Origin of the sequence: Paenibacillus lentimorbus NRRL B-30488, from assembly GCF_000411595.1 — a bacterium.
Classification (GTDB): Bacteria; Bacillota; Bacilli; order Bacillales; family Bacillaceae; genus Bacillus; species Bacillus velezensis.
Genome location: NZ_ANAT01000045.1, coordinates 73,456 through 87,662, shown reverse-complemented (window position 1 = coordinate 87,662; position 14,207 = coordinate 73,456). Strand labels below are relative to the sequence as shown.

General features: G+C 47.8%; 6 protein-coding genes and 4 pseudogenes. 5 read left to right on the top strand and 5 right to left on the bottom strand.

Annotated elements, in window-relative coordinates:
* The first annotated feature begins 237 nt into the window (after nucleotides 1-237).
* The 4 genes from treP to D368_RS18910 all read left to right on the top strand — a co-directional run bounded on the left by treP (nucleotide 238) and on the right by D368_RS18910 (nucleotide 4,953).
* Nucleotides 238-1,653: a PTS system trehalose-specific EIIBC component gene (treP, locus tag D368_RS18925; RefSeq protein ID WP_128575045.1), complete on the top strand. Its 1,416-nt coding sequence runs from the start codon at nucleotides 238-240 to the stop codon at nucleotides 1,651-1,653.
* Between the two features lie 75 nt (nucleotides 1,654-1,728).
* Entirely contained in the window at nucleotides 1,729-3,414 is a 1,686-nt protein-coding gene (gene treC / locus D368_RS18920; protein WP_031378879.1) for an alpha,alpha-phosphotrehalase, read from the top strand.
* A gap of 23 nt (nucleotides 3,415-3,437) precedes the next feature.
* The gene (treR, locus tag D368_RS18915) at nucleotides 3,438-4,154 is read left to right on the top strand and encodes a trehalose operon repressor (RefSeq protein WP_031378880.1); all 717 of its coding nucleotides are present in this window, start codon (nucleotides 3,438-3,440) and stop codon (nucleotides 4,152-4,154) included.
* 133 nt (nucleotides 4,155-4,287) lie between these two features.
* Nucleotides 4,288-4,953, top strand: coding sequence for an NAD(P)H-dependent oxidoreductase (locus D368_RS18910; protein ID WP_031378881.1), 666 nt, complete (start codon nucleotides 4,288-4,290; stop codon nucleotides 4,951-4,953).
* A 35-nt stretch (nucleotides 4,954-4,988) separates the two neighbouring features.
* Here D368_RS18910 and D368_RS18905 read toward each other — a convergent pair.
* The 3 pseudogenes from D368_RS18905 to D368_RS18895 form a co-directional block, all read right to left on the bottom strand.
* Nucleotides 4,989-5,749 (bottom strand): annotated as a pseudogene (locus tag D368_RS18905) (YibE/F family protein).
* Nucleotides 5,746-6,884, bottom strand: a pseudogene (locus tag D368_RS18900) (YibE/F family protein). Before D368_RS18900 ends, D368_RS18905 begins: the two co-directional pseudogenes overlap by 4 nt.
* Nucleotides 6,885-7,093: 209 nt before the next feature.
* Nucleotides 7,094-11,384 (bottom strand): annotated as a pseudogene (locus D368_RS18895) (multifunctional 2',3'-cyclic-nucleotide 2'-phosphodiesterase/3'-nucleotidase/5'-nucleotidase).
* Nucleotides 11,385-11,604: 220 nt separating this feature from the next.
* Between D368_RS18895 and D368_RS18890 the strand changes: the two are divergent.
* Nucleotides 11,605-12,120 carry a type 1 glutamine amidotransferase domain-containing protein gene (locus tag D368_RS18890; protein WP_003155578.1) on the top strand — a complete coding sequence of 172 codons (516 nt, stop codon included), beginning with the start codon at nucleotides 11,605-11,607 and terminating at the stop codon, nucleotides 12,118-12,120.
* Here D368_RS18890 and D368_RS18885 read toward each other — a convergent pair.
* Both D368_RS18885 and D368_RS18880 read right to left on the bottom strand, forming a co-directional pair.
* Nucleotides 12,089-13,170 (bottom strand): annotated as a pseudogene (locus D368_RS18885) (LacI family DNA-binding transcriptional regulator). The gene D368_RS18890 and the pseudogene D368_RS18885 overlap by 32 nt on opposite strands.
* 137 nt (nucleotides 13,171-13,307) lie before the next feature.
* The gene (locus D368_RS18880) at nucleotides 13,308-14,192 is read right to left on the bottom strand and encodes a shikimate dehydrogenase (RefSeq protein ID WP_003155575.1); all 885 of its coding nucleotides are present in this window, start codon (nucleotides 14,190-14,192) and stop codon (nucleotides 13,308-13,310) included.
* Nucleotides 14,193-14,207: the final 15 nt, after the last annotated feature.

Sequence of the window (14,207 nt, the reverse complement as noted above, 5' to 3'; positions counted from 1 at the left end):
CTGTATGCTTTTTGTGCTCCTGTTGTGAATTCCGCCCGGACATGTTCCCGACCAAACAAGAAGTCAAGGCCCGGTTCCGGAGGGCTTTTTTTTGTTTCAGGGTCTTTCGCAGTATATTTGTGATGAAAGCGCTATAAAAATAGATTGACGACATGTATATACATCATTACAATAGAGTCATAAACATGTATATACAAGTTTGCGAGACAAAATGAAAACGGTTACGGAGGGGTTGGCATGGGTGAGTTTAACCGGGCTGCGCGGCAGATCGCTGAAGCTGTCGGCGGAATTGAAAATATTGAGGCGGCGACTCATTGTGTGACGCGTTTGCGGTTTGCATTAATAGATGAAACCAAGGTAAACCAAAAAATGCTTGATGCAATAGACATTGTCAAAGGATCTTTTGCGGTAAACGGGCAGTTTCAAGTCGTGATCGGGCAGGGGACGGTCAACAAAGTATATGCGGAATTAGTGAAGGAAACGGGGATGGGTGAAGCGTCCAAGGATGATGTGAAGAAGGCGGCAGCGCAAAAAATGAATCCTTTGCAGCGTGCTGTGAAAACGCTTGCGGACATCTTTATTCCGATCTTGCCGGCGATCGTTACGGCCGGGCTTTTAATGGGTCTGAACAATATCTTAACGGCGGAAGGCATTTTCTACAGCACGAAATCGATTGTCCAAGTGCATCCGCAATGGGCGGATCTCGCCAATATGATTAATCTGATTGCGGGGACGGCCTTCGCTTTTCTGCCGGCTTTAATCGGCTGGTCGGCAGTGAAGCGGTTCGGAGGAAGCCCGCTTTTGGGTATCGTGCTCGGGCTGATGCTGGTGCATCCTGATCTGTTAAACGCATGGGGCTACGGGGCCGCCGAGCAGAGCGGCGATATTCCGGTGTGGAACCTGTTCGGCCTTGAGGTGCAGAAAGTCGGGTATCAAGGTCAGGTGCTTCCGATTCTGCTGGCGTCTTATTTACTTGCCAGGCTTGAGCTCTTTTTGACGAAACGGACGCCGGAGGGCATTCAGCTGTTGGTCGTCGCACCGGTGACGCTTTTGGTCATCGGTTTTCTATCCTTTGTTATCATCGGTCCGATCACCTTTGCGATCGGTAACGCGCTGACGGCGGGATTGATTGCCGTTTTCGGCCAATTCTCCGCCATCGGAGGCCTGCTGTACGGAGGGCTGTATTCGGCGCTTGTGATCACGGGGATGCATCATACGTTTCTCGCGGTCGATCTTCAATTAATCGGATCAAAGCTCGGCGGCACATTTTTATGGCCGATGCTCGCATTGTCAAATATCGCTCAAGGATCGGCGGCTCTGGCCATGATGCTGATTACAAAAGATAAAAAACAGCGGGGGCTTTCACTGACGGCCGGCATTTCCGCATATTTGGGCATTACAGAGCCGGCGATTTTCGGCGTGAATCTGCGTTACAAATTTCCGTTTGTGATCGCTATGATCAGTTCGGGAATCGCGGGGATGTTTATCTCCGTCAAAGGCGTTCTCGCAAGCTCGGTCGGAGTCGGCGGCGTGCCGGGGATCTTCTCCATTATGAGCCGGTACTGGGGTCCGTTTGCGATCGGAATGCTGATTGTGCTGATTCTCCCGTTTGCGGGAACATACGGGTATGCGCGGCTGAAACGGCAAAAATAGAAAACCTGCGGGGCGCCTTCTAACAGGCTGTCCCTTTTCCCTTTCCATTCAAAACAATACAGGCGGTGAAGAAAAATGAAAACAGACAGCACACCATGGTGGAAAAAGGCAGCGGTATATCAAATTTATCCGAAGAGCTTTAATGATACGACGGGAAACGGGATCGGTGATCTGAACGGTATTATCGAGAAGCTTGATTATTTGCAGAAGCTTTTGATTGATGTCATTTGGCTTACGCCGATTTACGATTCGCCGCAGAATGACAACGGTTATGACATTCGCGATTACTGCACCATTTATGAAGAATACGGAACGATGGAGGATTTTGAACGCCTTCTTGATGAAGCGCACAAAAGAGGAATCAAGGTCGTCATGGATCTTGTCGTAAACCATACATCAGTCGAGCATCAATGGTTCAAAGAAGCGGTCTCGTCACCCGACAGTCCGTATCGGGATTTTTACATTTGGAAAGACGGAAAGGAAGACGGCCGGGCGCCGAACAACTGGGAATCAAAATTCGGCGGTTCCGCTTGGGAGCTCGACCCGGCGTCAGGCCAGCACTATCTGCATTTATTCGATGTGTCGCAGGCCGATTTGAACTGGGAAAATGAAGAGATGAGAAAACAGGTTTACGACATGATGCATTTTTGGTTCCGAAAAGGGATCGACGGTTTCCGGCTGGATGTGATCAACCTCATTTCTAAAGACCAATCGTTTCCTGATGCCGAGGATGGCCGTGACGGGCGCCCTTATTATACGGACGGGCCGCGCGTGCACGAATTTCTTCATGAGATGAACCGGGAAGTGTTTTCGAAATATGACAGCATGACGGTCGGTGAAATGTCCTCGACAACGGCTGACCACTGCATCCGGTACACAAACCCTGAAAATAAAGAACTCGATATGACCTTTAACTTTCATCATTTAAAAGTGGATTATCCGAATGGTGAAAAATGGGCGCTCGCTCCGTTTGATTTTCTGAAGCTGAAACGGATTTTAGCGTTTTGGCAGACGGAGATGCAAAACGGCGGAGGCTGGAACGCATTATTCTGGTGCAACCACGACCAGCCGCGGGCCGTATCCAGATACGGAGACGACGGCGAATACCGGACGAAATCAGCCAAAATGCTGGCGGCGGCCATTCATATGATGCAGGGCACGCCCTACATTTATCAAGGTGAGGAGATCGGCATGGGCAATCCGAAGTTCGATGACATCGGCTCATACCGCGATGTCGAATCACTGAACATTTACAAAAAGATGAAGGAAGAAGGCGTGTCAGAAAAAGACATTATCGCCATTTTAAAAGAGAAATCAAGAGACAATGCAAGAACCCCCGTTCAATGGAACAGCGGACCGCACGGCGGCTTCACGACGGGAACGCCTTGGATTCCGGCGGCGGATGATTATCGGGACATTAACGCGGAAGCTGCTTTGCGGGACCCGGATTCAATTTTCTACCATTATCAGAAGCTCATCAAGCTCAGAAAGGAATATGACATCGTGACTGAAGGAACGTTTGAGCTGCTTGCTGAAGATGATCCGGCGGTTCTGGCGTACGTCAGACACGGCAAGGATGAAAAACTTCTGTGCATCAACAACTTCTACGGGAAAGAAGCGGACTTTACGGTTCCGCTTAAAGACACGGACGGCTGGCGGTTTACGGTGCTGCTGACGAATGATGAACCGAGGGAAGGGCGGCCGGAACGATTGACGCTCCGTCCGTATGAATCGATCGTTTATCATCTGACAAAAGCGTGATACACTAATCTGGGTGGTCATGAATGAAAGTGAATAAATATATCACAATCTATAAAGATATGGTGCGGCAGATTGAAAGCGGCCAGCGGAAGGCTGAAGACGTTCTTCCGTCTGAAAATGATTTGTGCGATCAATACGGCACATCACGAGAAACCGTCCGTAAAGCGCTCAATATGCTGGCGCAAAACGGCTACATCCAGAAAATCAAAGGCAAAGGCTCCGTCATATTAGACAGAGAAAAAATGCGCTTTCCCGTCTCAGGCCTGATCAGCTTCAAAGAGCTTTCGGAAACGCTCGGAAAAGAGACGAGAACGGAGGTTCACCGTCTCGGGCTGATCCTGCCTCCCTCAGAAGCCGCAAAAGAGCTTGGTACAGAAGCGGATGAAAAGGTGTGGGAAGTCGTCAGATCAAGACGGATTGACGGAGAACATATTATTTTGGACAAGGATTACTTTGTGAAAAAACATGTGCCTCAATTGACGAAGGCGATTTGCGAAGATTCGATCTATGAGTATCTCGAAGGAGAGCTCGGCCTGTCCATCAGCTACGCGCAAAAGGAAATTGTCATGGAGCCGGCGGGGGAGGAAGACCGGAAGTATTTGGATCTCGGCGGGTTCAGCCATATGGCGATCGTGAAAAACCGCGTCTTTTTGGAGGATACCAGCCTCTTCCAATATACGGAAAGCCGGCACAGGCTCGATAAATTCCGTTTCGTCGACTTTGCGAGAAGAGAAAAATAAAAACGGACTGCCGCGGCAGCCCGTTTTTTTGTCAGTATCAAAATGAATACTATCCAACAAAAATGTGCGTACTGGTACTTTCAAAAATAATGGCTACAATAGTACATAACGAGATGAAAAGGAGAGATCATGAATGTCAGATAAAAAACAGCAGATCATCGAAGCGTATCAATTCAGACACGCTACAAAGGAATTTGATCCTGAGAAAAAAATTTCAGAAAGCGATTTTGAATTCATTTTAGAAACGGGAAGATTATCCCCAAGCTCACTCGGTTTGGAGCCTTGGAAATTTGTCGTCGTTCAAAATCCGGAGCTTCGTGAAAAACTCCGCGAGTTCACATGGGGGGCGCAAAAGCAGCTGCCGACCGCAAGCCATTTCGTACTTCTGCTTGCCCGGACGGCAAAGGATATCCGTTTTGACGCCGATTATGTCAAAAATCACTTGCGGGAAGTCAAAAAAATGCCGGAAGATATGTATGAAGGCTATATCAGCAAAACGGAAGAATTCCAGAAAAATGATTTCAATCTGCTTGAATCAGATCGCGCGCTGTTTGACTGGGCATCCAAACAGACTTACATCGCCCTCGGCAATATGATGACAGCCGCTGCGCAGATCGGCATCGATTCCTGTCCTGTAGAAGGCTTCAACTACAAAGAAATCCACCGGATTCTTGAAGAAGAAGGGCTTCTGGAAAACGGAAGTTTCGACATCTCTGTCATGGCCGCATTCGGCTACCGTGTCAGAGAACCGCGCCCGAAAACAAGATCTGCCTCAAAAGACGTTGTAAAGTGGGTTTAAGATAAAAAAAGCTGCCGGGCGTGTCCCGGCAGCTTTTACTGTTTATTTGGTTTTGCTAAAAAACAGGCGGTGATCCAGGACGTAACGGGAATGATGATGCCGATCCCGATTCCGGCGCAAAGAATGGTGACGGCTTCCGCACTGAATACTTTTGAGTTCACTATTTTTTCAGCTGAGTATGATAAGTCTTTAAACCAGATAATTAAAGCCAAATAGCTGCCGAAAAAAGCAAAGAATAACGTATTCGTATTCGTTCCTAAAATATCTCTCCCGATGCTTAATCCGAATATGTACAGTTCTTTTCTGCTCATGGACGGATTATGACTGTAAATTTCCCGCATGGGTGAAGTAATGGAAATCGCGACATCGGTAATCGCTCCAATCGTGCCCATGATGATCATAGCTGCGGTAACCTTCACAAAATCCACCCCGACAAACAGTGTGAATATACCGATATCCCCCAATTCTTCTTCACCGAATCCCTGAATCGAAGTATGTTTTGTTACGGCCATAATAAAAAACAGCAGCAATGCAATGGTCAGCATTGCAGAAATAAAGGCGGTTACGGTTTTGACGTTTCCTCCATTAATATAAAAAAGAGTAATGCTGCAAATCACGGCGGAAGAGAGCAATGTTAAAACAATCGGATTGATATGCGGGTCTGTCATGAAAATAATGGTGAGAAAGAGAACACCGAAATTTAAGAATAACGCAATAAAAGACCTCGCTCCTTTTTTCCGCCGATGATGACCATTAATAGAAATAAAATCGCCGCGAGAATTACGATGACATTCATGAGCTTGCCTTCTTTCGTTTAATAAAAAAGACAGAAGCATACAGACTGGCGGGTATGGTTAATACAATTCCGATCCCCCCGGCCAATGCTCTGGCTATTTCCAAGGAAATGTTCATAGAAAGAGTGAATCCTATCGGGGAATCATTTTCAAATACAAAAGCATCATCGGAATAGAGCCGCTTATATAAGCAAAAAACAGAATGTTGGTCATCGCCCCCATGATGTCTTTTCCGATCTCCATCCCGGAACGTCTGAGAGCTTGTAATGAGATACCCTTGTTTTCTTCATATAATCCGAAGACAGATGACGTCATGGTAATGGCCACATCCATGACCGCTCCCAGTGATCCGATAAATACCCCGGCCATAAACACCGTGTGATAAGGGCGGGTTAAATACTGCATTTCCTCATATCTGAGACCTTTCTCTCCGGTTGCCAGCATTACCAGATACGTAATCAGCAGGGAAACGAACGTGCCTGCGAGTGTCGCGGTTATGGCGGCGTATGTTTTCGCGTGAAAACCGCTGACAAGCAGCAATGAGATGACCGTAAAGATGAGAATACAGATACCGCAGATGAAAATTAACCCTATATTAGGATGCTTCCTGTACAAATCTAATGCAAACGACAGTAAAACGGCATTAAACATCAGGCTGACGATCGAAAAGAAGCCTTGTTTTTTGCCGACGATAAGCAAGGTGAAGATGAAAACCCAGGCGATCAGCAAAAGCTGTTTATCCCGTTTTTTATCTATAATGCTTCCCGATATATCTTTGTTTGATGGTTTCCCTTTATCAATAGAAACGAATACTTCATCGCCAATCGAATATTTCTGATCATTTGCTCCGGATAAAGAATACTGATTGGACAAATGAATGAGCTGTCCTTTCTGACTTCCGTTTTCAAGTCTGGCTGTGATCGTCTGAGTGAAAATCTTATCTTTGTTTTTATGCATGTCCTGTACGTCAGACTGATGTTCCAATGTTGTTTTCGTCACTTTGGCAATCGGCCGCTCATAAAAAGAAGCGTTGTGAGTGACAAAAATGAGCGAGCTGATAAAACAAAGCGCTGTTATCACGTAAAACAGCTTTTTCTTGTAAGACATGCGGTTTCGTTTGTTTCCTGTAATCTTCAAAAAAAGTCCTCCAAACAGGCGGCGCCGTGTGAAAGAGAGGCCCTGCCGTGAAGTGTTGAACGATGCGGATGCAGTCTTTCGCGAATAACGTTCATATTTTATCACTCGGCCGTACGGCTGTCGACTCAGAGGGGGACCGGCAGAAAAAGCTCTCCTGATATCAGATCAGGAGAGCTTTTGGGATGAACCGCCTGATAAAAGCGGTCTTTTTATGCTTCGTTCACTTTTTTTGCTTTTCTTCTTTGATACAGATACAGTGCCGTTCCGAGCGCGCTGATGAGTAACCCGGCAAGAAGGATGGAATACATCGTTGTGGCCGTATCAGGAAGCAGGCCGCCCGGCGATACTCCGTCCTGCGCAGGGCCGGATGACGGTTTTTGTCCGCTTGGCTGCTTTCCGGAGCCGTGATCTCCGCTTGTCGGCGGCGCGCTCTTCGTGTTTGCGTTTAATATGGTGTATTCACTGAAATGATTTGTATAGCCCGTGACGAGATCGTGTGAAACCGAACCGTTGTCTGTTTTTGTATAGACGTTCTTTTTCCGGTCTACATGATAAATGCCGGGCTGTTTCGCCTTTTTCATATTCTCAATGCGCAGGGTGAGCTTTACCGGCGCTTTGAATGTTTTGATGTCTTTGTTTTTCTGCTTCATTGTAAAGTCGTATACATTTGAAAGCGCCCCGCTAACTTTTCCTTTCGGCGTCACACCGAATCGTGTATCAGCTGAAGCAGGGTTTGCCATCGGCATTTTCATGCTGAACTTGTCATGCAGGATCGTAAGGGAAGAATCCGAAGTTCTGTCCTTTAACAGGCCGATTTGTTTTTGGTCACGCTGAGATCAATCGGCTTTTTGGCGCCGTCATTCTTATCGTAATACACGATCGGCGTGTTGGCGTTTTTTGCATAGACGGCAAATGCGCTGTCATCTTCAAGCGTCCACGAACCGTTTTTTTGTTTTGTCGGCAGGTACACTTCCTGCGCGCGGCCGTCAACTTTCGGTTCCACCGCTTTTCCCGCTTTTTCAAGCTGCTCAACGAAGACCTCATAGTCGACAAAGCCAAGGTCTTCTTTATGGGACGCTTCGTTAAAGACGGAATATCCGTCTCCGCCTTCACCGACAAAGTTACTGGTGGCGACTCTGTATGTCTTCTTATCAGAAATCGGCTTTACACTGCCGTCATCCTGTACGGCCGCAGCTTGAAGAACGCGGTGTCCCGGCTTTTTATTCAGTGTAAACGTGTATGTTAAACCGGCAACTTGAGGGAAGGCGCCGCCTTGAGCCTCAATTCCGCTTAACCCTTGTTCCAGGGCTTGTTTGATCTGTTTTCCGGTTAAATCCGCGACGTAAAGCGTGTTGCCGAACGGCATCACATTCAGCACGTCGCCGAGGGTGATGTCTCCTTTATCAATGCCCGCGCGGATGCCGCCCCCGTTTGTGATCGCGATTTGGGCGCCGGCGGCTTCCTTCGCTTTTTGCAGCATGCCGTCTGCGATGAAGTTTCCGAGATTGGTTTCTTTGGAGCGGACATGCTCGCGCTGGCCGTCAAGTGCGACCTTCGTTGAACCGACTTTTTCATTTTTGACTGAGACGAGCTCTTTTTTAAACGGATCAAGCTCTTTTTTCAGATCCGGGTCTTCTTTCGTCTGCTCATTCACCGGCAGCGCTTGAAGAGAGGATTGTTCCGGCAGGACGACGCCGTTTTTGTCAAATGCGACATCGACACGGCCTAAATATTCGCCGTATTCTTTTGCTTGGGCGACGATGGTCGGCTCTTCGTTTTTGACAATTTCCATTTTATCTACAAGCGTATGCGTATGTCCGCCGACGATTAAGTCGATGCCTTTTACCTTTTTGGCAAGATCGAGATCACGCTGATGCCCGATATGGGTCAGGGCGATAATTTTATTGACATGTTCCTTGTTCTGTATTTCTTTTACCGTATCTTGTGCGGATTGGAAGGCATCATGAAAGACAATGCTTTTTCCCGGGCTTGATGTGACGGACGTATCTTCTGTCGTCAAGCCGAATACGGCGACTTTTTCTCCGTTTACATCAAGCAGAATATATGGATAGATGCCTGCTTTTTTCTTTTTCCCTGCCGTAAATGTGTCTGCTTTTTTCATGAATGGTCTGAGTTTTGACTCTTTGGACACATCGACATTTGAGCTGACGAGCGGAAAGTCAGGCGCTTGAAAATTGTATTTCCCGGATGGGTCAGACGCGCTCCCGTTACCGCTCAGGAAGCTGGCGAGAGCACCCGGACCTTTATCAAACTCATGATTTCCGAAGGTCATTGCGTCGTAGCCCATGCTGTTCATCAATTTTAAATCAGCCAGCCCCTGCCACTTTGTGAAATAGAGATCGCCTGAGAAAACGTCTCCCGCATCCAGCAAAATACTGCGGTCGGTTTCGCTTCTGATTTCTTTGATTTTCGTCATCCGCCTCGCCGCGTTATCAAGGTGGGCGTGCGTGTCATTTGTATGCATAACGGTGAGTTTCCATGCGTCATCTTTCGGCGGATCTATGCCCGGTTCATCATCTTTGAATTGGAGCTTGTACTGTCCGTAGCCCGCGTTTTGTGATTCACCGATATAGGCGACGTCATCTGCGCGGTCGGCAAACGGCTTTGCGGCCAAGGAAGATTCAAATGTCAGATTTGTCCCTTTGACCGGAAGGATGGACCAGTTATGATCAGCCTGCGGATTAATCGTTTTCTGCTGGATGATGTAATCCATTAAGACCTGCCTGTTCTCATCGGCAGAAGAGTATACGATTTTATCATTGCTTAAGTGAGGGAATCCTCCTCCGCCTGAAGCGCGGTAATTATTTGTGACGATCAGAAATTCCTGCTTGGCGCTGACGGGCTTTCCTTGATAAGAAAGGTTGACGATCCGGCTTGCATCGGGATGAATGACTGTTCCGTTTTCGTTGTATTTCGCCGGTTTTGTGACATCGACCTGATAGGTGACACCGTCAATGACATCAAAATTGTATGAGCGGTAGGCGTCATTTAAAAGCGCTTGGCTGCCGCCTTTTGCCTGATCGATCTGATTAAATTGCCCCGCGGACATTTCGAGCCAGTCTTTCACTTCGCTTCCGTTCAGCTTGACGATCTGAACCGTGTTGTCATACAGGTACAAATCGCCGATGTTTTTGATGGCGAGGTCGCCAGCGGAAATGTTTGTATAGTAGTTTGAGCCGTTCCGCCCGCCGGCTTTAAACGGGGCGCCCGCCGAGAGGATAGGCAGATCTTTGTACTCCGTATCCTTCATCTTATTTTCGGCGTACCATTTTTGCGCATCCGTTACGATTTGAATGGACGGATCATCTTTTACTTGGGCGAAGAAACTGTTGATATCGGCTTTTGTCTGGCCGACGGGTTCTCTGATGTATTTTAAAGTGCCTTCGTGCGCTTTTTTTGACGGTATTGACGACGGTCTCGTTTTCCGAAGTCACATTGCCGGCAATCGGCTCGATGCTTCCTTTTGCATCTTCCACATGCCACGCGCTGTCTGTTTTTTCAAGCCTAAGGTCGATGACGCCCGCATATTTGCCCCAGCTGCTTGACATAACAACGGGGATGCCATTAATCGTGCCTTTATCGACGTCGAATTGAGCAGCGCCTTTGTATTCGGCATCAGGGAAAAGCCCGTGCTGATGGCCGGATACGATCGCGTCAATTCCGCTGACTTTCGTTGCCAGGTCAAAAACGGCGTTTTCCGCTCCGGAAGACTGCGCTTTTTTCGATGCCGCTGTGGGCGAGGGCGATGACGATATCGGCTCCTTCAGCTTTCATTTTCGGAACGGTTTTCTTTGCGGATTCCACAATGTCCTCGACCTGAACGCGGCCTTCGAGATTTTTCTTATCCCACGTCATGATCTGAGGAGGAACAAAGCCGATGTAGCCGACTTTTAGCTGATGCTTGCCGCCGTTTTCATCCGTGACGGTTTTGTCTTTTATGACATAAGGCGTATAACGGTTTTCGCCGCTTACTGTTTTCACATTGGCGTTAACGATCGGATAATCAGCGCCTTTGATTGTCCCGTCCAGGAATTCAAGCCCGTAATTAAATTCATGATTGCCGAGTGTTCCTGCGTCATAATGCAGACTGTTCATCACTTCAATGATCGGATGGGTCTTTGCGCCTGAAATGATATCATTTTTCTCATATTTTACGGCATATTCTCCGAGGGGATTGCCCTGAATCAGATCTCCGTTATCGACAAGCAGCGTATTCGGGTTTTCGCGCCTGTGCTTCTCAATAAGCTGAGCCGTTCGGGCCAGTCCGAATTCCGTTGTCGGTTTGTCGCTGTAGTAATCGTAGTCCATCATGTTAGCGTGAACGTCAGTTGTGGCTAAAATGCTGAGATTCACACTGGAGGATTTGTTTTCTTCTGCTTTAATGGGTGATGTTGGGAGGATTAGACTAAGTATCATAACTAGGGGCAGCAGAATACGGAGTGTCATATTGACGCTGCATCGTCTTTTCTGTATTCTCACCTGTTCTCCACCTTTCAACAAATTTTGTCATGCAGTACCATTGTAAGAATATTTTGTGAAAGTTTATATAGATTTCATGATGATTCTTGTAAAAAGATAAAAAATGAGGATAATGACCTATGTAAAACAGGCGGGCGGTAAACGCGTTACCTATGTTTGATGTTAGTGTGGCTGGGGTACATGGATTTATGTAGACTTCATCAAGCAGGAGGTAGTAACTATGGGTAAAAAAATTGCAGTTGTATTAACGGATTACTTTGAGGATGTCGAGTATACTGAACCTGCGAAAGCTTTTAAAGATGCGGGTCATGAATTAACCGTAATTGAACAGGAAAAAGGAAAAACCGTCAAAGGCAAACAAGGGGAAGCGGAAGTGAAAGTGGACGCGTCCATCGATGATGTGAATCCGAAAGACTTTGACGCATTGCTGATCCCGGGCGGATTCTCTCCTGACATGCTGCGTGCGGATGACCGTTTCGTCCAATTTGCCAAAGCGTTTATGGATGATAAAAAACCGGTGTTCGCCATCTGCCACGGACCTCAGCTTCTCATCAACGCGAAAGCATTGGACGGGCGCAAAGCGACAGGATTTACTTCAATCCGAATCGACATGGAAAACGCGGGCGCGAATGTGGTGGATGAAGAAGTCGTCGTCTGCCAGAACCAGCTGGTCACAAGCCGCACACCGGATGACATTCCGGCATTCAACCGCGAATCATTAAAACTGCTTGCGTAATATAAAAGCGGAGCGCCGTATCAGGCGTTCCGCTTTTTTGTGAAGATTCCCGGATGACCAGCTCAGGCGCCAGAATAATGCGTTGTTTTTGTGCTGGGCATTGGTGATTTTATGATGCAGCAATTGAGCCGCTTCTTTTCCCGACTGCCGCGGAAAGGAAGAAACGGTTGTAAGCGGGGGATAAGAAATTTCAGCTTCCGGCACGTTATCAAAGCCGACAATGTCAATATCTTCGCCCGGAACGAGCCCGGCTTTTCTGATCCCTTGCATGACGCCGAACGCGACCAAATCACTGAAGCAGAAAATCGCGGTCGGGCGCTCAGACCGGCGGAGGAGCTCCGTCACGGCCTCACAGCCTGCTTCGCGGGTCGGCGCGCTGTCAATGACATATTCATTTTTCACTTCCAGATCCGCTTCACGGAGCGCTTTTTTAAACCCTTTCATACGCTTCGTCCATGTTGATGAGTGCTTCACGCCGCCCAGAAACGCAATCTCCTGATGGCCTTTCTCAATGAAATGACGCACTGCCTTATAAGTGCCTTCTTCATAATCGGCTCCGACAAAATCACAGTCTGCATCGGCAATCTCCCTGACGGCGAGCACGACCGGAATGTCAAGCTGCTCAAGGCGGGAAAGGGTTTCCTCAGCCGCACCTGAAACCGGACACAAAATCAATCCGCCGACCCTGTGCTCCAGCATGGTCGAAATCAGCTGCTCCTGTTTGGCGACGGAATCAAATGTCGTGCCTAACAGCACCGTTAATCCGACTTCCTCAAGCGTATTCTGAACGCCGATCAGAAACTCTGAGAAAAACGTATTGGAAATGTCAGTGATAATCAATCCTACCGTTGTGGACGTCTGTGATCGTAAATTCGCGGCGACCCGATCATATACGTACCCCAGCTCCCGCATGGATTGCAGCACTTTCTCACGGGTCGCTTCGGAAATTCGGGGATTGTTGCGGACAATTAATGAAGCGGTGGATGTTGAGACGCCGGCATGTTCGGCGACCTGCTGCAATGTCACCCGGCGTTTTTTTTGCTGTTTCATACGTCGCATTCCTCACTTGGTTTTTATTCGTTACATCCATTATAAGCGTTTTGGCGCATGAGAAGAAAGAGAGAGGAGGGGGAAAAAGATAAAGCGCCGGAAGACGGATTGTCCTTCGGCGCTTCTGTCACAATAGGTTATTCAAACATTTGCTCTTTAATATACTGAACCGGCATTTCACGGCCTGTCCAATATTCAAATGCCATGGCGCCCTGCCAAAGCATCATGCCGAGACCGTTAATGGTGTTGCAGCCGGCCGCTTGAGCTTGTTCAAGCAATTTTGACGTAACGGGGTTGTAAACGACGTCTGTCACAATCAAATCCGGACGGAGCATGGATGTATCTTCAATAACGCTTAAGCCTTCAAGCGGTTTCATGCCGACACCTGTTCCGTTTGTGAAAATATCGCTTGAAGCGATTTCAGCACGCAGCGCATCTTGATCTTCGAGCGGGAAGACTTTCGCTTTACAAGAAGATCCCTTCATTTCTTCATTGATGATGCGGACATTTTCTTCTGCTTTTTCGAAAAACGCGTCATTGCGGGCGAAAATAGAGATTTCTCCGAGGCCTTCCAATGCGGATTGAATCGCTATCGGAGTGGCGGCCCCGCCGGAACCGACCAGCGTCATTTTTTTCCCTGTGATATCGATGCCGTGTTCTTTTAAGTTGCGGACGTATCCCATACCGTCAGTGGAGTGTCCGATCAGTCTGCCGTTTTCATTAACGACTGTATTTACCGCGCCGGTGAATTTCGCTGAATCCGCGAGTTCATCGAGGTAAGGGAGAATGTTCATCTTATTCGGCATCGAGACATTGAAGCCTCTGACGTTTAAGGCACGCATTCCCGTTACCACATCTTCCAGCTGTTCATTGCCGACTTCAAACGCGAGGTAAGCGTAGTTCAATCCTAATTTTTTAAACGCCAGGTTGTGCATCGCCGGAGATAAAGAGTGTCCGATCGGTGTCGCGAATAATCCGATAAGCTGAGTTTTTCCGTTAATCCGTCCTAATTCTTTCTTCATGATGTATTCCTCCGT